Origin of the sequence: Arthrospiribacter ruber, from assembly GCF_019343195.1 — a bacterium.
GTDB lineage: Bacteria > Bacteroidota > Bacteroidia > Cytophagales > Cyclobacteriaceae > Arthrospiribacter > Arthrospiribacter ruber.
In genome coordinates, this window is record NZ_RPHB01000001.1 from 176572 (window position 1) to 201006 (window position 24435).

A 24435-nucleotide genomic window follows, 5' to 3' on the forward strand; every position below is an offset into this window, starting at 1 on the left:
GTTTATATGAAAGCAATCCTAATAGCTATACTCACCTGCTTGACAGTATTGTTGGTAGGTAAAATCGCACCCTATTGGGTATTGATGGTTTTGGTTGGATTCTGGTCTTTAATAATCAATCCGAGGCCTTGGACTGCTTTTTTTATAGGTGGATTAGCATTTGGATTGTCATGGTTTGTACTGACTATTTGGATTTCTATACAATCTGAATCCGCACTTCCAAGTCAAATGGCGGATTTGATGGGAGTAAAAAATGATAATTTGTTGTGGGTGGCCACAGCTGTTCTTGGGTTTCTAATTGGTGGGTTTTCTTCAATGACCGGCTCGCTTTTTAGAAGAATAACAGAAAAAAGGGATTCAGGTATCTATCGTTCTTAAAATAATCTATTATATCAGAACAGAAGTAAATTTATTGTCCTTATATTCATATTCTTTTTGAAATGTCCCATCCATATTAAAAACTGCTGGAAATATTTTGCTTTTGAAAACAAGACGAGTACTTTTGTTGCTCATTTCCCAGCGCTTTTTTTATGTTAGAATCTTTAATTACTTCCAAGACAAGACTGAAGCTGTTGGTCAAGTTTTTTATCAATGAAAATAACCAAAGTCATCTTAGGGGCCTAGCTGAGGAATTTGGAGAATCAACCAATGCTATACGAAAAGAACTCAATCATTTAACTGAGGCAGGATTCTTGGTAAAGCAGTCTGAAAAGAATAAAATAGAGTACAAAGCGAACACCCATCACCCCCTATATCAAAATATTCATGAGCTGGTCAGGAAATACCTGGGACTGGACAGATTATTGGAAGCCATACTCGAACGTATGGGCGAAGTTTCGCATGTCGTTTTGGTGGGGGACTATGCCAAAGGGAATAATTCAGGTGTGATTACAGTGGAGATTCTGGGGCAAAATCTCAATGAGGAATACTTGGAAAAACTTGGCCTTAGGATCCAAGAGCTTATTGAAAAAGAGGTGAATTTCAGAATAATCCATGGTCAGATAGATCCTGAAGGATTGGTATTGTATAAAAGATAAGGCTTTCTGTCCATCACAGAAGCCAAGGTAATAATAGTGAATCTTGTTAAGCACAAAAATGTGACTGAAAGGGCGAAGCTGTACCCGTCCATCATTTTTTGTGAAACATCTCATATCTTCAAAAAAAAACGTTAATTCGTGAAACAATTGAAAAAACCTATGCAAGGGTATTTCCCCGGAAAAGTATTTTTCCTAGTAATAGTATCTTTTCTTCTCTTGATCCAAATGGGCTACTCCCAGTCCATGAATGACATACAGAACCTGAAAGTAGATAACCTGTCCGATGCGCAGATTGAGCAATTGATCAAAAGGGCAGAATCAGCAGGAATGAATGAAATGCAGCTGGAGTCTTATGCCCGCGAAAGAGGTATGCCTGCCAATGAGGTAGCGAAGTTAAGGGAGAGAATTCAGCAGCTCAGATCCGGTGGAAAGGCTTCACAGCAGCAATTGCGACAAGGTCAGCAACCAGGACAGACGAGGCAGATTGAAGGATTTAATTTTGATCCTGCACTTTTCGATTCTATTAGGAGAGCGGATCCTTATTTTGATCTGACTCCGGAGCAAAAGAAAATTTTTGGCTATAAGCTATTTCATAACCGAAACCTCACGTTCAATCCTAGTCTTAACATTCCGACTCCTGGAAGTTATGTGATTGGGTCGGGGGACCAGCTTATCATCGATGTTTATGGAGCCTCCCAACAATCTTATGAGTTGACAGTGACACCAGAGGGCAGGATAATGATTCCAAATTTGGGCCCTATTACTGTCGGAGGATCTACTATAGATGCTGCAAGGCCAAGGATAAGGCAGCAATTGGGTAGAATTTATTCCGGTTTACTGGGATCAAACCCTAATACTTTTTTAGAGATCAGATTAGGAAACATCAGGTCTATTTCAGTTTCAATGGTAGGAGAGCTGATCAAGCCAGGTACCTATACTTTGCCCTCATTTGCATCTGTATTCAATGCGCTTTATGCTGCAGGTGGTCCTAATGAAAACGGAACATTCAGAAATATCCAAGTATACAGAGACAGCAAACTTCTTACGGAAGTGGATATTTACGATTTTCTAACCAAAGGAGATCATGGAAGCAATGTTACCTTAAGGGACAATGATGTGGTCATCGTACAACCGTTCAAAAGCAGGGTGGAACTCAAAGGTCCAGTCCGTAGAGAAGGCTATTTTGAAATGAAACCTGAGGAAAGTGTTGCAGACTTGATCAATTTTGCCGGAGGGTTTTCTTCTTTAGCATATAGAGAAAGACTTACGATCAGGAGAGCTACAGGGGAGCAAATGAAAGTTCAGGATCTAAGTGCTGAGGAGTTTGCTGCTTTTGGACTTCAGGACGGAGATGAAATTACAGTTGGGGAAAGGTTGAACAGGTTCGAAAACCGGGTACAGGTAGCAGGAGCAGTTTTTAGGCCAGGAGAATTCAGTATTCCCGATTCAGGCATGGGGGTAAGGGATCTGATAGCAAAAGCTGAAGGACTAAGGGGAGATGCTTTTACAGGTCGTGCTATCTTATACAGAACCAAAGAAGACTTGACATTGGAATCCATGTCAGTGGATATAAGGGGGATTTTGGACGGAACAATTCCGGATATCGCCTTAAGAAGAGAAGATGTGCTCAGCATTCCAAGCAGATATGACCTTAAAGAGGAATACTACATTAGGATAACTGGAGAAGTTAACATTCCAGGAGCCTATGCCTATGCCGAAAACCTGACTGTAGCAGACTTGATTACCAAAGCAGGAGGATTCAAGGATGCAGCTTCCAATTCTTATATAGAAATAGCCAGAAGAGTACGTGACGATATTTCCGGAAAAGTGGCTGAGATCATCAATCTAGATGTAGATAACCAACTCAATCTGAGACCTGAAGATTCTAAAGTCAAGCTTCAGCCCTTTGACCATATCTTTGTAAGAAGGAGTCCCGGCTTTCAGAGAGAGAGATTGGTGGAGGTTCAGGGGGAAGTTTTTTATCCCGGGGAGTTTGCCTTGAGCAATGCCAATGAAAGAATCTCCGACCTTATAAGCCGTGCCGGCGGGCTCAACCAGTTTGCTTATCCGAAGGGGGCTACACTGATTAGGAGGACGGAGTATTTTCAGCCTAAGACTGAAAGTGAAATAAAAGAAGAGAATCTTAGGTCAGTGGTAGCTAAACTACAACGTGAAGGCTTAAGCCTCAGTGAGGCAGAGGAAATAGCTTTGGAACGGATTGAAAAAAGACTTGCCGACAAAGAGGAAGCCAAAGTGAAAATGGAAGAAAAGGAAAAGCAAACGCTAGCTTCAAGGTTTAGGGCAGAACGACTTCAGGATGTTTCAGTTGGAGATACTTCCTTGGTTCAATATGAATTTAAAGAGCAGGAGCTTATAGGAATAAACTTAGAAGCTATCATGTCAAACCCTGGATCAGCACAAGATCTGATTTTGGAAGAGGGAGATATCATATCAATTCCAAAAGAATTGCAAACAGTTAGGATGAGAGGAGAGGTTTTATTTCCAACCACAGCGAGATTCCAGGAATTGAGAGGGTTTAGGTCGTATATTTCCAGAGCTGGAGGATTTACAGAAGATGCCAGAAGGGGTAAATCCTATGTGGTATACGCAAATGGAGATGTTCAGCGTACTAGGAAGTTTTTATTTTTGAAGTTCTACCCCCATATAGAGCCTGGAGCGGAAATTATTGTTCCTCAGAAGCCTGAAAGACAGCCTATGACCGCACAGGCTTGGGTTGGATTGGCAACAAGTATGGCAACCTTGGCTTTGTTGATCAGTAATTTGACAAATTGAGTTAGGGAATTTTTAGAAAATGAAGAAAAGAGAATCAGGCAGGTTGGTTTACTTTAAATATTTTTACTCGAAACTCGGCTATAAAGTATTTATAGCTTTGTTTTTAAGTTTATGCGTAGGTCTGTTAGATGGATTTGGCCTAGCTATGTTTCTACCATTATTGCAAATGGTGGGAGATACTGATACAGTAAGTAGCGGTGAAGAACTGGGAGGCCTTCAATTTTTAATTTCAGGATTGGAAAGTTTGGGAGTTCAGTTGAACTTACAGACTGTACTTTTCGTAATCATGTTTTTTTTTATATTCAAAGGAGTTACTAAATTTTGCCAAGGATATTACAATGTGCTCACCCAGCAATACTTTATTAGAAAGCTGAGACTCACCTACGCTAAAATGTTGGGTAATTATTCCTATAAGTCTTTCGTGAACGTGGATTCAGGAATGGTTCAAAACACCATGGGTGGAGAAATGGGGCGTGTTTCAACCGCATTTAAAAATTATTTCAGCACCATTCAGTCAGGTGTTTTAGTGGCCGTGTATTTAGGATTAGCCATTGCGACCAATTTTCAATTTGCAATATTGGTGGCAATAGGAGGTACTTTATCAAACTTGGTATACAACAGGATTTACAAAAAAACGAAGCTCACTTCAAAAAAAATCACCAAGGGAGGACATATATATCAAGGACTTTTGATTCAAAATGTAGCGTTTTATAAATATTTGAGAGCTACGGGCCTGATGTCTTTATTTTATGACAAAATGAAGGTTGCAATTGAATACATAGAGCGTAGCAATAAGAAAATAGGTTTTTATAATTCTCTGGTTGTCGCAGCCAGAGAGCCTTTGGTGATCACGGTGGTAGTAATTGTGATTTTGATTCAGGTAAATCTATTTTCGGAAAATATCAGTGCAATAGTACTTAGCTTATTATTCTTTTATAGATCTCTGAACTCTCTTGTGGAATTGCAAAATCACTGGAATAATTTTCTAAATGTGACTGGATCTTTGGACAATGTAATTGAGTTTGGTCAGCAATTGGCCAAAGCCCAAGACAAAAAGGGAAATGAAGAGTTTTTAGGCTTGAATAATAGCATAAAACTTGAAGATGTCTCATTTGGTTATTTTGAAGATAAAGTTCTTCAGAAGATTAATCTTGATATTCAAGCCAAGAGTACAGTGGCATTTGTAGGTGAAAGTGGAAGTGGAAAAACAACTTTGGTCAATTTAATAGCAGGCTTATTTGATGCTGATACCGGGAAGATATTAATTGACGATAAAGATCTTTGCAAAATTGATAAGTTAAGTTTTCAGAAAAAAATAGGTTATATCACCCAGGAACCTGTAATTTTTTCAGACACAATTTTCAACAATATTACAGCTTGGTCTGAAAAGTCACCTGAGAACCAAGAGAAATTTTGGAAGGCTTTGAAAAAGGCCGCAATTGATGATTTTGTCAAAGAGTTGCCTGAAAGGGAAGATTCAAAATTGGGTAATAATGGCATTCAAGTAAGTGGAGGCCAAAAGCAAAGGCTCGCTATAGCAAGAGAACTATATAAAGAAACAGAAATTTTGGTGATGGATGAGGCAACCTCGGCATTGGATTCAGAGACAGAAAAAATCATTCAGAAAAATATTGATCAACTTAAAGGTCAACTAACAATTTTAATTATTGCACACCGTCTTTCTACAATAAGGACAGCAGACAAAATTATTTTACTCAAAAATGGTAATATTGAAGCTGTGGGCTCTTATTCAGAATTGATAGTCGAATCGGAGAAATTTAAAAAAATGGTGCAGCTGCAAGAAGTATGAAAACAATCCCCGTAACAAAGCCTTTCTCTCCACCCATTGAAGAATACAAAAAGTATTTAGATGAAATTTGGGAACGTAATTGGTATACCAATAATGGCCCTTTGCTTATTCAGCTTCAAGAAAACCTCAGGGAATATTTGGGAGTACGGGAAGTAGCATGTGTTTCGAATGGAACTGTCGCTTTGCAGATAGCATTAAAGGCTTTAGGGATCAAAGGTAAAGTCATCACAACGCCTTTTAGTTATGTGGCTACTACCAGTAGTATTTTTTGGGAGGGTTGTACGCCAGTTTTTGCTGATATTGATCCACATTCCCTAAATATTGACCCATTAAAGATCCTTGAGGTAATAGATAAGGATACTGAGGCAATATTGGCAACCCATTGTTTTGGTAACGCCTGCGAAATTGATTTCATAGAAAAAATAGCCTCTGAGCATGGTCTCAAAGTGATTTATGATGCTGCACATTGTTTTGGTACTAAATATAAGGGAGAATCAATTTTTAATTTTGGCGATATTAGTACTACAAGTTTTCATGCTACCAAACTTTTTCATTCTATAGAAGGCGGTGCAATATTCAGCCAAGACAAAAATTTAAGAAAAAGGATAAGTTTTTTGAGGAATTTCGGACATGATGGTCCTGAAAAATTTAGTGGAGTCGGGATAAATGGTAAGAATTCAGAGTTTCATGCTGCGATGGGGTTATGTAATCTCAGGTATATAGATGAAATATTAGAGAGAAGAAAACATCAATCTGAACTTTATCTCAGCGGATTAAGCTTTGAGAAATCAAGAACTGTTCAGATACAAAAGAATACAACTTTTAATTTTGCGTATTTCCCCCTGATTTTTGATAGTTTTGAATTGATGAATATTGTTAAAAGTGAACTTGAGAAAGATAGTATTTTTCCAAGAAGATATTTTTTCCCATCCTTGAGCTCTCTGGACTATTTAGAAATAAAGCAGCCTACGCCAATTAGTGATGAAATAGCATCAAAAGTTATATGTTTGCCGCTATATCATGATTTGTTAGATAGTGAAATTGAGAAAACAATTGAGATAATTAATCACACTGTTTTCAATTATGATTAAGAAGATTTACAATAGCTTAAGATGGTTTATTTCAAGAGAAAAAAAACTCAGTGACCCTTCCATTCCATTCAGTCAAAAAATATGGTGTTGGAAGAATGGATTTTTCTCTTTGCATCCTGAATTGTATGGATTGAATAAGGGAAATAAAGATAATTTTCTTGATAATGTAACCTACAAAAGAAAGCATCCAATAAATGGGATTTATTCCAAACTAATTGATAATAAGGCGTTTTTGCACACAGTATTTCCTCACACGGCTGAAATTCAAGTAATCTTTCAGAAGGGAAAAGAAATATCCAGAGTTGGTTTGGACTTGGGGGATCTTTTTGAATCGTTAGAAAAATGGATTTTAAAAAACAACCAATCATTGATCATTAAGCCATTGCAAGGAAGTGGCGGTACTGGTGTAGAGGAGTTGAAATCTGATAACTATAAAGAACAAATTAAAGAAAGAATTATAAACCGAGACAGTTTTATCATAAATGAAAAGATAAGTCAATTAAGGTATAGTAATGAGATCTTTCCAGATTCCCTGAATACAATCAGATTTGTATTCTTTAGGGATTTGGAAAGCCAGGAAATTCATATTGCAGGTTGTTCACATAGATTTGGAACGAGCTTTTCAGCCCCTGCCGATAATGCCAAAAGAGGAGGAATATTTACGGAAATCGATCATGAAACCGGGGTCTTAGGTAGGTCTTTTGTTTACTTACATAAAAAATATGGAGGGTGGCATGATATACATCCCGAAACAAAGGCTCCCATTAAAGGAGTTCAGATTCCAAATTGGTCTCAAGGGATTCAAAAGGTAATTGGGACTCTGAGCCATCTTACTTGGCTGAAATATGGTGGTTTAGATCTAGTTTTTACAGAAGGTGGATTTAAAGTGATTGAAATAAATTCACTTCCTGATTTGGAATTGGTTCAGATGAAGAATCCATTGTTTCAGAACCAGGATTTTAGTAATTTTTTTAAAAGTTTATAAATGCCAATATCGAGAGTTAATCAAAAGAAAATTTTGTTTCTAGGTGCAGGACATGCTCAGGTTCCTGCCATTATTGAAGCAAAAAAAAGAGGTTTTTTTACTTTAGTAACGGATTATTTGTCAGATAACCCAGGTCATCAACTATCAGATAAATCATTTACAGTAAGCACTACGGACCTGCCTGCTGTGATGGAATTGGCCAAAAATGAAAATGTGAATTTTGTTCTTGCTTATGCATCTGATCCTGCAGCTATTATTGCTTCCCAAGTTTCTGAAAAATTGAATTTGCCTGGAAATTCTAAAGAAAGTGTTTTTCAACTTACTGATAAGGGAGCATTCAGAGACCTTTTGGAAAATTTGAACTTACCTGTTCCTAATAGAATCGTTCTTGATGAAAGGGAAGTTAAAGAACGGGAAAACTTTTCATTAAATTACCCATTGATCGTTAAGCCTATTGATTCTTCAGGCAGTAAAGGAGTATCCAAGATTACGGCATTTGATCAGTTTAATGAAGCTGTTCAAAATGCTCTTAAATTTTCACGAAGCAAAAAGGTAATTGTAGAAGAATACCTTGATAATACATATGGTGATGTTCACGGTGATGGATTTGTAGTTGACGGAAAATTGGTTTTTTGCCATCTTGGAGACCATATCTATGGAAGTAAATCAAATGAATTTAATCCTACTGGTACGATGTGGCCAGCTCAAGTTTCAAAAGAAACTATTGATAGTTTTACTGCTGATGTTCAGAAAGTAATTACAGCCTGTGGTTTTATAAATGGACCTATCAATATTGAAGCTCGAGTCAATCATCTTGGGGAAAAATTCATTATGGAAATTGGACCTAGAAACGGAGGACATTTTGTACCTCAGGCTATTCAACATGCTACTGGCTTTGACATGGTTGGAGCAATTTTTGACTTGATGGAAGGCAAAAAAGTCATAATTTCGGAAAAGAAAAATTTCCCTGTAGCCTATCATGCCATTCATTCCTCTGGTTGTGGGATTTTAGACTCAATCACTATTGACGCTGAATTGAAAAGGAGGCTTGTTTTTCAAAAACTATATAAAAAAAAGGGGGATGAAATACTCCCTTTTACTGGTTCCAATGCAGCACTAGGGATCCTCCTGTTTAAATTTGAGTCAGTAGAAGAAATGGTTGATAAAATGTCCAAAATCCAGGAATTGGTAAAAATTATATTCTATCATGAGTAAGATATTGATTTTTGGGATCACAGGATCTGTTGGTGCATACCTCTCCACAGATTTGGCTTCCAAGGGCCACCAAGTAGTCGGAGTAGGCTCTAGGGAAAGTGACAATGGTTTTTTTGCTGAAAAAGGAATTGAATACTTACAGCTAGATATCACTCAGCGGGATCAGTTTAATAGACTTGAGGGTCATGTTTTTGATGCTGTGGTGCATTTGGCAGGAGCTATGCCATCTAAAATGGAAGGATATAATCCACATAAATACATTGATACGATAATGACAGGGACTTTAAATGTACTTGACTTTGTAAAAAATCAATCTATTCCAAAAATAATCTTTACCCAAACGAGAGCTGATTCCAATCATTTGATGGGTTCTGAAAGACCTGTTCCATCAGAGATACAAAGGAGTTTCCCAATGACTGGAGATCACAGTATCTATACAATTTGCAAAAACGCTGCAGTGGATTTGGTTGAACACTATTACCAATCTTTTGGTATTGCCAGATTTATTTTAAGGTTACCAACCATTTATGCTTTTCATCCTGACAAATATTTTTATGTAAATGGAAAACGGAAAGTTAAAGCGTACAGATATTTAATGGATTTGGCTGCTAATAGCTCACCTATCGAAATATGGGGGAATCCGAGCCTGAAAAAGGAAATTACATATGTTAAAGATTTAGTTCAAATTATTGAAAAAGCCATTGATTCGCATTTAGACGGAGGCTTTTACAACGTAGGCTGTGGAGTAGGAGTAAGTTTAGATGAGCAAATAAAAGGGATAATTAAAGTCTTTTCTCCAAAAGATAATCCATCACCTATTATTTATAGGCCTGAAATGTCTGACTCCAGGCAGTTTGTTCATGATATTTCTAAAACAAAGAAAGAATTAAATTATATCCCAGCCTACAATTATTTAGATCTTTTAAAGGATTTTAAAGAGGAGATGGAAATAAATAGGTTTGCTAAACTTTGGGGTAATGCTTAAAAATCAAGGACCAATTGTAAGTATTTCTTGCATTACGTATAATCATGCATCTTTTATTCGTCAGACTCTTAATGGTTTTCTGATGCAAAAGACCAATTTTGATTTTGAAGTTTTGATCCATGATGATGCCTCTACTGATGGGACACAAGAAATAATCAAAGAGTATCAAGAAAAGTATCCCGAAATCATCAAACCAATCTTACAGAAAGAAAATCAATATCAAAAAGGACTTAGAGGGATTTCCAGAAACTTTAATTATCCCCGCGCAAAAGGAAAATATATCGCGCTTTGTGAGGGAGATGATTATTGGACTGATGAAAGAAAATTGCAAACACAAGTTGACTTTTTAGATGAAAACCCATCCTTCGTTGTTTCTTATCATGATGCTCAAGTAATCAATGAGAAAGGAGAAATAATTGAACAGTCCAAAATGGATGAAAGTAAAAAAAAGGATTATTCTGAGAAAGAACTCATAAGCGGAAGTACTTTTATACTGACTTTATCTATGATGTTCAGAAACCTTGACATACTTAGGGATTATCCCTATGAAGCTAATATGATAAAGAATGGGGATAACTTTTTGACAAGTCTTTTAGGAATGTATGGAAAAGGAAAATACCATCCTGATATCAAACCGGCCGTATATAGAAAGCACAATTCCGGAATCTGGACAAAAATGTCTGATGAACAAAAGTCGGCTTCGAAAATTCTTTCCTATTATTGGACTTTTATGTTTTTCAAAAGAGTAGATCATAGATATGGAGAAAAAGCATATCTCAACAAGATATCCCAAACCTTAAACAGGCAAAGTAAAAATGAGAATATGATAGTCATCAAAAAGGGGATTTTCTCCAAATTTGCTTCTTTTTTCGCAAAATTAGCAGGGTAGTGTTTTGAAGGTTTTAATTGTTAACAAGCATATTTTTCAAACCATAGGCGGTTCTGAAATGCAATGTGATATTATTGCAAGAGGATTAATCAATAGGGGGCATAGTGTCATTTATGGTACTCCTTCAACTTTGCCTGTAAAAGGACAACCTGGCCAAAACCTACCATATCAAGTAGATTACTTTGATCTTGAAAATGTAAAAACAGTTCAACAGTTCCTGTTGGCCCACAAACCTGATATAATTTATTGGAGATTTAATAAACACTTTTTAAATATCATTGTACCTACAGCAAAAACACTTCAAATTCCATTTGTTTTTGCTGTATCACATATAAATGATGTGACAAAGTTTGCCTTTAAGTCAAAGAAATTGAAGGGTATTACCGGAAGGTTTAAATCCATAATCAATATATGGAAGCAAAAAATACACTCTGCCAGGCAATATCAATATTTCAATTACGTAGCAGGATTGACTTCCTTAAACTCTGAGTTTTTGGGGAAAGTAGGTGTGCCAAAACAGCGATTGATAAGGAATGCAGTCCCAACTGGGATTATTGACTTTCATTGGGACAGGCCATTTATAGTTTGGATATCAAGTATTAAAGCTTCAAAACGACCAGAAGCCTTTATCGAACTGGCCAAATCATGTAGAGAATTAGAGTTAGATTTTTTAATGATTGGCCCTATTCAACAACAGGCTTATGAAAAACCAATATATGAAGCTTCAAAAATGCCAAACTTTCATTATTTAGGATCCAAAAATCCTGATGAAGTCAATGGGGTTTTATCTAAAGCTTACTTGCTTATCAATACCTGTGAGCCTGAAGGTTTTGGCAATAATTTTATCCAAGCTTGGATGTTTGGGTGTCCAAGTATCTCTCTCAGTTTTGATCCAGATGGAATAATCGAGAAACAGCAATTGGGATTTGTTTCTGGAACCGAAAAACAAATGGAAGCTGATGTCAGAAAATTGTATCATAATGAAACTCTGAGAAATGAAATGGGGGATATGGCAAAACTTTATGCACAAGAAAATTTCTCCCAGGAAGGTTTGGCAAAAGAAGTTGAAGCATTTTTATTAGAAATTCTGAATGAAAATAGTTTACATCGCTAGTTCCATCATTCCTTCAAGAAGTGCCAATTCTGTACATGTTATGAAGATGTGTGCAGGACTAGCTAGACTTGGACATCAGGTAAGCTTACTTGTTCCGGATGCAAAAAATGAAATGGAGCATACAGATTTAGATGTTTTTGAATTCTATCATGTGCCTGTAAATTTTGAAATTCATTACCTTCCATGGCTTTCAATCAAAGGGAAAGGGATGATCTTTGCATATTTAGCAGCAAAAAAAGCTTCTGATCTTAAACCTGATTTTATATATGGAAGGAATGTTAGTGCCTGTTTCTTCAGTACTAAGTTTTCCAAAGCTAAAGTGGCTTATGAGTCACATGCTCCGGTAAAAAGTGAAGGCCCCTTACTCAATCTGTTTTTTGAAAAAATGAGAAGGCAAAAAAACTTTCTTTTTGTTTCAGTCATTTCCCAAGCACTAAAAGGCTTCTACGAAGTAAATTACAAAATAAGTTCTGAGGATATTTGTGTGCTACCGGACGGGGCAGACCCTGTCTCGGACCAAACAGGTGAGCAAGAATCAGAACATTGGGTCGAAACAAATAAAATGGCTGTTGGCTATATTGGAAGTTTCCATAAGGGAAAAGGATTAGAAAAATTATTAGAAATCATTCCTCTTTATAATGAAGTGTCTTATCATATAGTAGGTGGGAAAGACTCACAAGTAGAAGAAGCAAAGAAAAAAGTCATAGGTAAATCTAATGTCTTTTTTTACGGTTTTTTACCTCAAAAGGAAGCAGAGAAGATCAGGCAAAAATGTGATGTTTTATTAGCACCATATGGATCTAAAGTCGGCTCAGTAGGAAGTTCTGAAATCAGTCAGTGGATGTCACCATTAAAAATATTTGAGTATATGTCATCGGGTAAACCTATTGTTGCTACAGATTTACCTGTGCTGAGAGAGGTTTTGAATGAATCTAACAGTATTTTGGTAGAAGATAGTGACATTAATGGGTGGGTATATGCTTTAAAAAAACTGGCAGATGCCAAGTTAAGAGCTAAATTAGGAACTCAGGCCAAGGAGGATTTTATAAACAATTACACCTGGGATGCCAGGGCCAAAAAATTAATCGATGAAACAAGAAGAGCTTAGGTTGTCAGATGTTCTGAAAGCTATTTTAGAAGGGAAAAAAATAATTTTCATTTCTTTGGCTATTGCATTTGTTTTGGGTGTAATACATTATGCTACTACTCCAAATGAATACATCACCAAAAGCACTTTGTTGCCTGTAGTGGAGCAGTCTAGTAGGCTTCCAGGAAATCTAGGTGGCTTAGCTGGATTGGCCGGTATAAATTTACCCACTAATCCAGGAAGTTCTATCCCCCCCAACTTATATCCAGATGTTGTAGGTAGTACACCTTTTGGCTTATATTTGATCAAACAAGAGTTTTATTTTCCGACAATTGGTGAAAACTTGACATTAGAGGAATACTTTGTAAAGCACCAGGATATCAGCTTGATGCAGAAAATATTTAAATTGCCAAATAAAATCTTTTCGCTTTTTAAAAATAGTGAACCCAAATCTGGAAATGAAATCCAGTCCGATTCACAGACATATTCATCAAAAGTTAAAAAACTTTCGGGGAGAGAAAGCTCTGCGATTTCTCAGATAAGAAGTAGGGTAAGTGCTGAGGTAGACTTGTCGCTTGGGGTCGTTACTGTTCAGGTAAAAATGCAAGATCCCATTGTAGCCGCGAAGTTGGTCGAACTGACGCATGATTACCTTTCTGTCTATATTACTGATTATAAATCCAGTGCAGACATCAGAAATCTTGAATTTATAGAAGAAAGGTATGAAGAATCAAAGCAACAGTATTTTAAAGCTCAAGATGAACTTGCTGCCTTTAAAGATCGAAACAGGAATATTGTTACCGCTGCTGCTCAGGTAAAAGAAGAACAATTAAGAAATGAAGTCTCTATTTATTATAATGTCTTTAATAACCTGGCCCAAGAAGTAGAGCAAGCAAAAATAAGAGTTCAGCGATCATCTCCCGTTTTTAATGTTTTAGAGCCCTCTTATGTACCCTTAAAAGAATCAAGCCCAAAGCTAATATTAAATGTGGTTGTATTCTTATTTTTGGCCGCTGCACTATCCATAGGTTATATTTTGGTATTCAGACCAATTGAAAAATAACTTGGAAACAGAACAAAACCAGTATTTCTTTTTGATTAATTCTTTGCGTTTAGGAGGTGCAGAAAAAAACTGTGTTAATCTTGCAAATGGACTTACCCACAAAGGGTATAAAGTAAGTATTATTGTCCTTGAGCTGAGAGATGCAGTCTTGGTAAAAAGTTTAATGCCTGAAGTTGGAGTAATCAACCTTAACATAAGCAATGCAAGGAAATCAATTTTTGCGCTAAGCAAAATAATTGATGAATTCAAAATCAAACAAATTCTTGTATTTACTTTTCAATTGGCTGTAGTCCTCGTTTTGATCAGGAAGATTTGGAAGAAAAATTTCAGGATTATAGCCAGAAGTATCAATAGCCTAGAGGAAAAATACAAGCATGAAAAAAGCATTTGGCACAAGTGGGTTAGTCAATTCATGGTCAAAAAATGGTTTTTTGATGTCGACCATATCATTGCACAGTCCACCGGAATGAAGCTTGAATTGGAAAAATTAAAAGGAGATAATGAAGTCCCAATTACTGTTGTTTTTAATTTTATAGAAAAATTACCATCCTTTACGAATTCTCCAAAGCAAAGTCAGGACAAAATTTGTTTGTTTGTGGGTAAACTGAAACAACAAAAAAACCTGTTTTTCTTAATTGATGCTTTCGCTAAAATTGTTAAAGATAGATCTGCTGTGAAATTATGGATTGTCGGTGAAGGAGAACTTAAACAAAATTTAGAGAACCGCATATTGAACCTTGGGCTTCAGAATGATATAATTCTTAAAGGGAAATCTCAAAATGTAGCAGAGTATTACCGGCTTGCGGATCTTTGTCTTTTAAGTTCTCATTATGAGGGTTTTCCCAATGTCCTGATCGAAGCAAATGCTTTTGGAGTACCTGTAGTTAGTTTGGATTGTCCAAGTGGACCTTCAGATATCATTATCCAGGACATCAACGGGATTTTAGTGAAAGAAGGTACTTTAGAAGCGTATTCATCTGCAATTCTGAGCGCTCTTTCAAAAGAATGGAATCCTGTTCAAATCAAAAAGTCGGTTGAAAGATTTTCGAAAGAAAAGGCATTGAATGCCTATTTTGAAATTTTGAACCCTAAACAAGCTTGAAATGCTTTTAAGGCTCAAACTTATAGACTTGATTAATTTTTTGATTTTGGCATACTTGCTGTCATTGATTTTTTTGTATCCCTATGGTGTTCCATTAATCGGATCAAATAACTTGCGAGTATCTGACTTATTTGCATTCCCAATTTTGGGGCTTGGGGCCATTTTATTGATACATAAGAATCAAGTTTATCATTACCCCGTTCTCAATTCTTTTGTTCTCGTTTTCATCTTATTTGAGCTTTTGTACCCTATTTTGGGACTGTTTGTTGGCTATGAAGGTCTAGGAGCAGTAGGGAATACATTAAGGATGGCATTGATCTGGTTGCCTTTTTATTTTTATATATTATTATCAGAACCATCTAAGGTCCTTAATTTGGACAGTTTCATCAATAAGGTTCTTAGGTATAGTATTGTTTTAAATATCATCTATGGAATAATTCAGATAGCAGTGAGGGTAAGAATGCTGCCTTATTCTTTTTTAGTTACCAAACATCTGGAGCCATTTGCAGTAGATTCCCACTTTAGGGTTGTGGATGGTATCAGGGCATCAGGATTTTTCGTAAATACCACAGGTTTATCTGTATTCGCCATATTGTGTATGAGCTATTTTCTTGCAAGGTATATTGGAAAAAAATCTACTATGGATGCTGTATTTGTTTTATTAAGTTTCCTTGCATTAATCCTTACGACATCTAGAGCAGGCGTTTTGACTGCTTTAATTATTTTAGGAGTCGGGTGGTTTTTTATTCCCAATAAAGGAAAGTTAGTGAGTGTTTTGATTTTTTTGCTTGCCGGTCTTATAGGCTATTTTGTTATTGATTACTATGTAGGAACTGATATTCTTTTTGGTAGATTCTCGAGGCTCTTGGAAGGAGGGGCAACTGCTGATAGATCTTTTTCGCACCGTACAGAAAGAATCTGGCCAAAAGTTTTCCAAGCTTTGGAATCCTTCGAATTTGGGACTTTGGTCAATGCAGTCAATAAAGTAGGATTGGTCGATTCGGGATATCTCACCTATTATGCACAAGGGAAATGGCCTTTTATCGTGATTTTGATACTTTTTCTTTTGGGTACTTTGATTAAGTCTCTAAATATCCTAGCTGATAGGTCCAATTGGGCCAATTTCTTGGTTTTGTCTGTAGTAATTTACCTTAGTTTCACTTTGGTGGTACTCAATCCCATGAGATCACCGTTTGTTATTTTCTTTCTTTTATTTGGCCTTTGGATGGCTGAATCCCATCAAGCACGGCATGCGAAAAATTAAAATTCTGTATTTGGTTTCCACCCTTGAAAGAAAGGGCCCAACCAATCAATTGTTGTATATTATCAAAAATCTTGATACCGCTGTTTTTGAGGCAATGATTCTGACTCTTTCTAAAGAGCCTGAAAATTCTATGAAGTCGGATTTTGAGACTTTGGGAATTCCTGTAGATACAATCGGAACAGGAAGGATTTCCGGAATTTTTAAAAACAGGAAAATTTTGAAGAAACATTTGGAGGCCTATCAGCCATCAATAATTCAATCAATGGGGTTGCGGGCTGATGCTTACAATGCATCTTTAGATGATCGATATTTCCGCCTGACAACTTCCAGAAATTTTCCCACGGTGGATTATGTCAAAAAGTTCGGTAAACTCAAAGGAGGACTAATGGCTAAAAAGCAGTTGGAATACTTTAGAAAACTGAATGTTGTCTCCTGTTCAAAAAGCATTTATAATCAACTGAATAATGTAGGTATTGAAAGTGAAGTAATCCAAAATGGAGTAGACTTGGATTTTTATTCCCCCATATCAAGAGATGATTTTTCTGGAAGATCTAAAAAATTTATAACTGTTGGAAGTTTAATTTCAAGAAAAAACAATAGGACAATTGTAGAAACCTTTAATCTTCTCGGAGCTGGATTTCACCTATTAGTTGTAGGAGACGGGCCAGAAATGGAAGAGCTTAAGAAACTCAGTAAAAATGAGAATATAGTATTTTCTGGAAATAGTGCGGAAGTAAATCTACTTCTAAGGCAGTCAGATTGTTTTATTTCTGCCTCTTCAGCTGAAGGACTTCCCAATGCAGTGCTTGAAGCATTGTCATGCGATTTGCCGGTTATCTTATCGGACATTGAGCCACATAGAGAAATCGTTGACAACAGTATTTTTGAATCCCTTATTTTTGATGTATTTGATCCAAAAGCTTTACAAGAAAAAATATTAACGTTTGTGGAAAAAAAAGACCATTTCTTGGGAAAAGGTCGTGAGCTGGTTTCATCGAGATTTTCATCATTTCAAATGTCAAAAAAATATCAGGAATTATATTTAAAAAAATGGCAACAAGATACTCTCAAAAAGAAAGAATAATTGCCAAATACCTATCGGCTTTTCCAGGTGCTAAGCAAGCTTTAAAAAAGGCTTACCAATGGGCTAACTATTTAGTGTATAAGCCAAAATTTGATTTCCTTTCTGATTTTGAAGTTAAAGCTTTAGAATCCCTGAGTGGGGAAACATTCTTTGGGTACTACGATAAGTCACCAGAAAGCCCATGTGGCAACTATTTGCTTTATCATTTAAGCCAAAGAAATACAAAAAAAATACCTTCAGGAACTCAGCCAATTGAAGTCGTATGCATGAGTATTGATAGCAATCAGGTTGTTTACAGCAGAATAACCAATGCATATAACTGGCAACAAGGGGCAAGGCTTCACTGGGTAAAAAAGGATTCTTTTGTTTACAATGTATTTGAGCCCGATAAGGGTTATGGGTCTATTTTAGTAACTCTTAAGGAAAATAATGAACCTGAAGAAATAGAATTGTCCAGGCCTATTTATGATTCCTGTTCAGGTTTTGCATTGAGCTTAAGCTTTGAAAAATTAAACAAATTAAGGCCGGATTATGGATATAGGTGCCATCCAAACTCAGTTGATCTATCTAATCCTGAAGAAGGGATCTTTATCTCTCAAGAATTCAATAATCAATGGAAGCCTCTATTGACTTTAAAAGGCCTCAATCAGGAATACCCAATTCATAATGGAGTGGAGGGGGCAGAGGTTTCTTTTGATTCTCAAAAGTTTAATCATATCATGATTAGTCCTGATGAGAAGAAGTTTGTGTTTTTACATAGGTATTATGTAGGAGGCAAGAGAATTGACAGGCTTTTTTGTTACGATCTTTCTTCAAAGTATTTAAAAATGCTGAGCAAGGATGAAATGGTCAGTCACTATTGTTGGATAAATGATAATCTGCTGATGGTTTATATGAGAGATGATTCCACTGCTGGGGATAATTATTACATCCTTGACGTCAGCACAGGTGAATCAAAAACTATGGACATTCTACAAAACGAGTTTGGTGATGGCCATCCAAATGCACATGCTGGAAATTTAGTTGTCTTTGACACCTACCCAAATAAATCCCGGATGAAGGAATTATTTATTTTGGATTTGGCCAATTCTCAAATTACTAAGCTTGGTGAGTTTTTAGAGCCCATGAGTTATTATGGTGAAACGCGCTGCGATCTACATCCACGCTTCAATTACTCCGGAACAAAGGTTTACTTTGATTCGGTTCATTCCGGAAAAAGACAACAACATTGGATAGCGCTGACCAAATAAAATCAAGGAATGTGACTTACCAGACTATTGAGGTATATTTCCAGGTTAGTGTAAAAAGAATTTTCTGCTACTTTTGCTCCATCTGATGGGTCATTTGGATCTAATCCATTTGATAATTCCCACTCGTCGGGAATTCCATCGCCATCAGAATCCTTAAGAGCATTTTCTTTTCTGAGTGTTGGCCATCCTCCAACATCAGTTTGGCTATCAATAATCCCATTGTTGCCGTAAGTAGCAGTACCTTCTCTGACTTCATAAGTAATTCTAGAGTCAATTTGATCTCTGCAATAACTTGCTCCACTAAATTTGAGAACATCTTCATATGCCTCTTCGGCAGTTTTGGTTTGTTCAATTTCAAATAAAAATGGTGATGTAGCCCTTGCTTCTCTGATGTTTTCTCCTCTTACAGGTCCTTCCCAATTACCTCCGAGCCAGTTGTTGTTACTTGCGTTATGATCTCCAAAAATATAATTTCCATCTATATAGAATTTTCCTTTTGGTTCCAAAACTCTTAAAATCCTGTGTTTGTGTTCGTTTTGGGTGGCAGGTCCGAATTTAAAATAATTGTTTACAATATTATGATTTCCCTGTTCACCTCCGTGCATAGTGAAATTCACCCAATTGTAAATGACATTATTTCTAAAGTCTACAATTTCTTTGTTAGGTTGCCTGTGGTACCTAGCCCCATTAAATCTTGGCAACCGCGCAAAATGATGGGCAATGAGGTTATGGTGAAAGCTGGCTTTTTTGCCACCAAATATTCCGCCATATCCATGAGGTCCGTCACCATGATAGGAATGGTGGAGCGCTTCAGTGATCATGCACCATTGCATAGTGAAGTTTTCATTGTCGTAAAATGAGGCTACTTCATCGTTTCCCCAACTAACCGAACAATGATCAATAATAATGTTTTTTTGTTTGGTGCCTGCAAAAGCATCATATTCTCTTTTGCTTAAGTCACCTAACCTTATTCTTATGTATCGAATGATTACATTACTCGCTCTGACTAAGACTGGATGGTTTTGGATGGTTATGCCATCACCGGGAGCTGACTGACCTGCTATGGTGAGGTTACCGTTTGTGATAACAATCCTTCGATCGAGCTCGATATTTCCTGAAACAGAAAAAACAACAGTTCTTCGTCCAGAAGCCTCAAGAGCTTCTCTTAAACTTCCCTTACCACTGTCATTTAAATTGGAAACAGTAAAAACTTTACCTCCTCTTCCTCCACTAGTATATTTTCCAAAGCCATCAGCGGTAGGGAATGCTAAAGGCCTTTGGTCTGACTGGCTGAAGATACTCGTAAATGATAATTTCAATAAAATGGCTAAAAAAAAGAATCTTTTCATAATTAATGAATTTAGATATGGGTAAAAAGATATTGCGCTTTTGTATACTCATTTTTTTTCTATCTGATTTTCATCAAGTATTGGGCCAAGGTATACCCCAGAATCTCCCGATATTTAATGAATACTTAAAAAGAGAGCAATTAAAGTCGAATTTTGGAGCCGAGCTATCCTTGGTAAATATGCCTGTTTCATTACATGCATTGAGCAATTTTATTTCTGAGGAGTACAAAAGTGAGTTTCTTTTTAAAGAAGAAAAAGGTCTCTTTTTTTCTCCATTAGTAAGCAAAGTGGTTCACAATTCCAGAAGACCTTACGGTTGGGGTATGGGTATGATACAGCCTGGAGTGGGATTTCAGTTGTACCAGAATTTTGGTATAGGTTTTAATTCAAAATGGTTAAGTTTCCAGTTAGCTCCAGAATTCCTGTTTAATCAGAACAGGTCTTTTGATGGTTTTCCAGATCACTTTAATAATAGGATTACCAGGGAACGTTTTTTTTATTGGAACAATGGCGATTTTCCTGAGCGATTTGGAACTGGAAGCATAGTAAAGGCATGGTGGGGACAGTCTTCATTGGTAGTAAATATCTGGAAACTGGCGCTTGGAGTATCCACCGAAAATATTTGGTGGGGGCCGGGACAGTTTAATTCTCTTTCCTACAGTAACAATGCTCAAGGGTTTCTGCATGCAAAATTGCAGACAAGAGAACCTATCAAGACACCGATCGGAAATTTTGAATTTAATATGTTGTCGGGCAGAATTGATGATTCCGGAATATACCCTTCTCAAACTATAAATAGAGACAGGGGTTTTTTTAGGGAGTTTACAGGAGATTGGAAATATATGAATTCACTATTGTTCTCATACAATCCTAAATGGATTAAAGGGTTTCATTTAGGATTTGTAAGGACCAATCAGCAATATAGCCAGTTTATGGACGGGACTTTAGGGGATATTTTTCCAGTTTTTAACCCAATACAGAAAGTAAATTTTGGCTTTGACAGAGATGAAGAGGGCAGGGATCAACAAATAATTTTATTTGGCCGGTTTTTGGTTCAGCAGGCACAAGCTGAATTTTATTTCGAATATGGGAGAAGAGATCATGCATTTAATTGGCGAGAAGCGATTCTCAATCCAGAACATGCAAGAGCATTCTTAATTGGGTTCAATAAGCTGCTTGACCTTCCAAGTTCGAAATATGATTTTCAGTTGAGAGGAGAAATAGTTCACCAACAGGAATCTGTCAATAGATATATCAGGTATCCGGGATTAAGAGGAAATCAAACTTGGCATACTCATGGAAGAGCAAGGGGATTTACAAATTTAGGGCAGCCATTAGGAGTTGGAATTGGCGTTGGATCAAATTCGCAGACACTTGAACTAGCCCTAGTTGATGAAATACAAAAAAAAGGCATTGTTATTGAGAGGCTGGCAAATCACCAAGACTTTTTTTACAGAGCATTTGGTCAGCAAGAAGTGATCAAACCCTGGATTGATTTAAGTCTTGGAGTTCTGTGGGACCATCAATGGAAAAGCTTAATTATGAGTTCTAAGGTACAATTTATCCATGCAAATAATTATCAATGGCAATTGAATGACAATCGTCAAGAGTCTTTTTCAAAAGGATTGAATTTGTTTTCGGTGTATTCTCAGGTTCATTTGATTTATTTCTTAAGAAAAAAGAAGGAAAATAATTAAATGACATGTAGCATATTTCTTGCTACAATCGTTTCGACTTCAGAGCAATGTTGTAAATTTGTATTAAATCATCCAATATCAAAGATTTCGAGAATGGATAAATTTTCATGTTTAATGTCTTTTTATAAGAAAGACAATCCCAAGTATTTTGAAGATGCACTTGAAAGCCTACATAAACAAACCCTAAAAGCATCTGAAATTGTTTTGATACAGGACGGGGAAATTTCAGGGGAACTTGAGTCAATAGTGATCAAATGGGAAAAGGTACTTCCAATAAGGAGAATTATTAATGAGGAGAATCTTGGATTGGGATATTCTTTAAAATTGGGATTAGAAGCGTGTTCTGAAAAGATAGTCGCAAGAATGGATGCCGACGATATTGCACATCCCAAGAGATTCGAAATGCAGCTTAATTATCTCAAAAACAACCCACAGATTTCTGTGGTAGGAAGTTGGATAGCTGAGTTTTCCGCTGAACTGGATAATATCAATACATATAGAACCCTTCCATCTGAACCCGAAGTTTTGTATAAGTTTGCAAAAAAAAGGTGTCCGCTTAATCATCCTACGGTGATGTACAGAAAGGAAGATGTATTATTTGTCGGCAGTTATGATAATTTCAGGTTCCAACAGGATTATCACCTTTGGGGCAGGTTATTAAACTCAGGATTTAAAATTGCAAATATTCCAACGGTTCTATTATTCATGAGAGCTAACAATGAATTGTTTGGAAGAAGAGGAGGTTTGGAGTATTTTAAAAATGAAGTTGCTGTACAGAAGGATTTTCTTAAAATCGGGTTTATTTCAGAGGTTGAATATTTAAGAAATTATTTTATTAGAGGTACAGTCAGAGTTATGCCTATTATTTTGAGGAAATATTTTTATCAGCATGTTCTCAGGTAAAATGATTCTCTTTTCTTAATATTGGCATCTAATAATCATAATATGATTTTTGCTCTAAGAATTAGAGTTTTTTTTTGGAATAAATTCAAATGATAAAATGAAAGTATCTAAAATTTGCTGCATTGGTGCAGGTTATGTAGGTGGTCCTACTATGGCAGTCATAGCGCAGAAGTGTCCCGAAATTACAGTTACCGTAGTAGATATCAATCAGGCCAGGATAGACGCCTGGAATGGTGAAGATCTGGATAAACTTCCAGTTTATGAACCAGGTCTGGATAGAGTTGTGGCAGAAGCTAGAGGAAGAAATCTGTTTTTTTCAACAGATGTTAACAAGGCAATCAAAGATGCTGAAATGATATTTATTTCTGTTAATACCCCTACCAAAACCTATGGAGAAGGGAAAGGGATGGCAGCAGATTTGAAATGGGTAGAACTCTGTGCCAGGCAGATCGCGGCAGCTTCTGAAAAGAATAAAATCGTAGTGGAAAAATCAACACTGCCTGTAAGGACTGCTCAAGCAGTGAAGGATATTCTGGACAATACCGGCAATGGTTTAAAGTTCCAAATACTCTCTAATCCTGAATTTTTGGCCGAAGGAACTGCTGTGGAAGATCTCCTGGATCCGGACAGGGTATTGATAGGCGGAGATGATACTCCTGAAGGGAGAGAGGCCATTAATGCCTTAGTAGAAATTTATGCTTCATGGGTACCTAAGGATAGAATTTTGACTACTAATGTATGGTCATCAGAATTGTCAAAATTGACTGCCAATGCTTTCTTGGCACAGAGGGTATCTTCTATCAATGCTATTTCTGAATTATGTGAAGTGACAGAAGCCGATGTGTCAGAGGTGGCAAGGGCTATCGGTGCTGATAGCAGGATAGGTTCCAAATTTCTGAAAGCATCAGTTGGATTCGGCGGATCTTGTTTCCAAAAAGATATACTCAATATGGTGTATATCAGCAGAAGTTATGGTTTGCATGAAGTGGCTGATTACTGGGAACAGGTAATCAAGATGAATGACCATCAAAAAGCAAGGTTTGCCAAAAATATCATTAGGTCATTGTATAACACTGTTAATGGAAAGAAAATAACCTTTCTAGGTTGGGCTTTCAAAAAAGATACCAATGATACAAGAGAATCCGCTGCCATTTATGTAGCAGACCATTTATTGAATGAGCAGGCCCAGATTTGTGTTTATGATCCAAAAGTAAGTGCAGAGAAAATTTATTCGGATTTAGATTATCTGAATACAAGGTCTTCGGAGGAGAATAGAAAGTACGTTACGGTTGTAAATGATCCATACGAAGCTTGTTTGGATTCACATGCCATAGCATTATTGACCGAATGGGATGAATTTGTTTCTTACGATTGGTCTAAAATATACAATGCAATGCTACAGCCCGCACAGCTTTTTGACGGCAGGAATATACTACCACATCAGGAACTCAAAAAACTTGGGTTTAGAGTAAGTGCCATAGGAAAAGCGAATATTTAATATAAATGTCCGCAATTAAACCACTAGTCAATCAATTAAGGGACACAGATCAAAAAGACCCTGCGACTTCGGGACAAGATATGCATGGATTTTAGCTTGAATTCAAAGGCTTGCTAAATTAAAATGATTCTACTGGAATAAATGCGGATGATCTTGTATTTAACTACTCATGAACCCTGAATTAATATGGGTTCTGTCTTATATTTAGATTTTTGAGGT

Annotated in this window: 20 protein-coding genes; 19 read left to right on the forward strand and 1 reads right to left on the reverse strand. The window is 36.6% G+C overall.

The genetic code is table 11. The features are described 5' to 3' along the window. The first annotated feature begins 6 nt into the window (after positions 1–6). The 16 genes from EGN73_RS00745 (at position 7) to EGN73_RS00820 (ending at position 18769) form a co-directional block, all read left to right on the forward strand. Positions 7–378 carry a hypothetical protein gene (locus EGN73_RS00745; RefSeq protein ID WP_219286121.1) on the forward strand — a complete coding sequence of 124 codons (372 nt, stop codon included), beginning with the start codon at positions 7–9 and terminating at the stop codon, positions 376–378. A gap of 152 nt (positions 379–530) precedes the next feature. After that, positions 531–1037: an ArsR family transcriptional regulator gene (locus tag EGN73_RS00750; RefSeq protein ID WP_219286122.1), complete on the forward strand. Its 507-nt coding sequence runs from the start codon at positions 531–533 to the stop codon at positions 1035–1037. Between the two features lie 225 nt (positions 1038–1262). After that, positions 1263–3830, forward strand: a complete 2568-nt coding sequence (locus tag EGN73_RS00755; protein ID WP_425515016.1) for an SLBB domain-containing protein — start codon at positions 1263–1265, stop codon at positions 3828–3830. A gap of 19 nt (positions 3831–3849) precedes the next feature. Then, positions 3850–5640: an ABC transporter ATP-binding protein gene (locus EGN73_RS00760; RefSeq protein ID WP_219286123.1), complete on the forward strand. Its 1791-nt coding sequence runs from the start codon at positions 3850–3852 to the stop codon at positions 5638–5640. After that, positions 5637–6731, forward strand: coding sequence for a DegT/DnrJ/EryC1/StrS family aminotransferase (locus tag EGN73_RS00765; RefSeq protein WP_219286124.1), 1095 nt, complete (start codon positions 5637–5639; stop codon positions 6729–6731). Before EGN73_RS00760 ends, EGN73_RS00765 begins: the two co-directional genes overlap by 4 nt. Before the next feature lie 130 nt (positions 6732–6861). Further along, entirely contained in the window at positions 6862–7716 is an 855-nt protein-coding gene (locus EGN73_RS00770) for a sugar-transfer associated ATP-grasp domain-containing protein (RefSeq protein ID WP_219286125.1), read from the forward strand. Beyond that, positions 7717–8931, forward strand: coding sequence for an ATP-grasp domain-containing protein (locus EGN73_RS00775; protein ID WP_219286127.1), 1215 nt, complete (start codon positions 7717–7719; stop codon positions 8929–8931). Further along, complete coding sequence (locus EGN73_RS00780; protein WP_219286129.1) at positions 8924–9916, forward strand: NAD-dependent epimerase/dehydratase family protein; 993 nt, start codon at positions 8924–8926, stop codon at positions 9914–9916. The genes EGN73_RS00775 and EGN73_RS00780 overlap by 8 nt, the downstream gene beginning before the upstream one ends. After that, positions 9909–10805, forward strand: a complete 897-nt coding sequence (locus tag EGN73_RS00785) for a glycosyltransferase (protein ID WP_219286131.1) — start codon at positions 9909–9911, stop codon at positions 10803–10805. Before EGN73_RS00780 ends, EGN73_RS00785 begins: the two co-directional genes overlap by 8 nt. A gap of 4 nt (positions 10806–10809) precedes the next feature. Next, positions 10810–11919, forward strand: a complete 1110-nt coding sequence (locus EGN73_RS00790) for a glycosyltransferase family 4 protein (RefSeq protein WP_219286133.1) — start codon at positions 10810–10812, stop codon at positions 11917–11919. Further along, positions 11897–13027 carry a glycosyltransferase family 4 protein gene (locus tag EGN73_RS00795; protein WP_219286135.1) on the forward strand — a complete coding sequence of 377 codons (1131 nt, stop codon included), beginning with the start codon at positions 11897–11899 and terminating at the stop codon, positions 13025–13027. The genes EGN73_RS00790 and EGN73_RS00795 overlap by 23 nt, the downstream gene beginning before the upstream one ends. Further along, complete coding sequence (locus EGN73_RS00800; protein WP_219286137.1) at positions 13008–14069, forward strand: GumC domain-containing protein; 1062 nt, start codon at positions 13008–13010, stop codon at positions 14067–14069. The genes EGN73_RS00795 and EGN73_RS00800 overlap by 20 nt, the downstream gene beginning before the upstream one ends. Before the next feature lie 43 nt (positions 14070–14112). After that, positions 14113–15171 (forward strand): glycosyltransferase, encoded by a 1059-nt coding sequence (locus EGN73_RS00805; protein ID WP_246611433.1) that lies wholly within the window; start codon positions 14113–14115, stop codon positions 15169–15171. Position 15172: 1 nt separating this feature from the next. Then, the gene (locus tag EGN73_RS00810) at positions 15173–16435 is read left to right on the forward strand and encodes a hypothetical protein (protein WP_219286141.1); all 1263 of its coding nucleotides are present in this window, start codon (positions 15173–15175) and stop codon (positions 16433–16435) included. Positions 16436–16652: 217 nt separating this feature from the next. Then, the gene (locus EGN73_RS00815) at positions 16653–17519 is read left to right on the forward strand and encodes a glycosyltransferase family 4 protein (RefSeq protein ID WP_219286143.1); all 867 of its coding nucleotides are present in this window, start codon (positions 16653–16655) and stop codon (positions 17517–17519) included. Further along, a complete protein-coding gene (locus tag EGN73_RS00820) occupies positions 17486–18769 on the forward strand; it encodes a TolB-like translocation protein (RefSeq protein WP_219286145.1) in 1284 nt (427 codons plus the stop codon). Before EGN73_RS00815 ends, EGN73_RS00820 begins: the two co-directional genes overlap by 34 nt. A gap of 2 nt (positions 18770–18771) precedes the next feature. Here EGN73_RS00820 and EGN73_RS00825 read toward each other — a convergent pair whose 3' ends face one another. Beyond that, positions 18772–20118: a pectate lyase gene (locus tag EGN73_RS00825; protein WP_219286147.1), complete on the reverse strand. Its 1347-nt coding sequence runs from the start codon at positions 20116–20118 to the stop codon at positions 18772–18774. A 179-nt stretch (positions 20119–20297) separates the two neighbouring features. Between EGN73_RS00825 and EGN73_RS00830 the strand changes: the two genes are divergently transcribed. The 3 genes from EGN73_RS00830 to EGN73_RS00840 all read left to right on the forward strand — a co-directional run bounded on the left by EGN73_RS00830 (position 20298) and on the right by EGN73_RS00840 (position 24216). After that, positions 20298–21815, forward strand: a complete 1518-nt coding sequence (locus EGN73_RS00830; RefSeq protein ID WP_246611409.1) for a capsule assembly Wzi family protein — start codon at positions 20298–20300, stop codon at positions 21813–21815. A 114-nt stretch (positions 21816–21929) separates the two neighbouring features. After that, the gene (locus EGN73_RS00835; protein ID WP_219286151.1) at positions 21930–22718 is read left to right on the forward strand and encodes a glycosyltransferase; all 789 of its coding nucleotides are present in this window, start codon (positions 21930–21932) and stop codon (positions 22716–22718) included. 97 nt (positions 22719–22815) lie between these two features. After that, complete coding sequence (locus EGN73_RS00840) at positions 22816–24216, forward strand: UDP-glucose 6-dehydrogenase (protein ID WP_219286153.1); 1401 nt, start codon at positions 22816–22818, stop codon at positions 24214–24216. Positions 24217–24435: the final 219 nt, after the last annotated feature.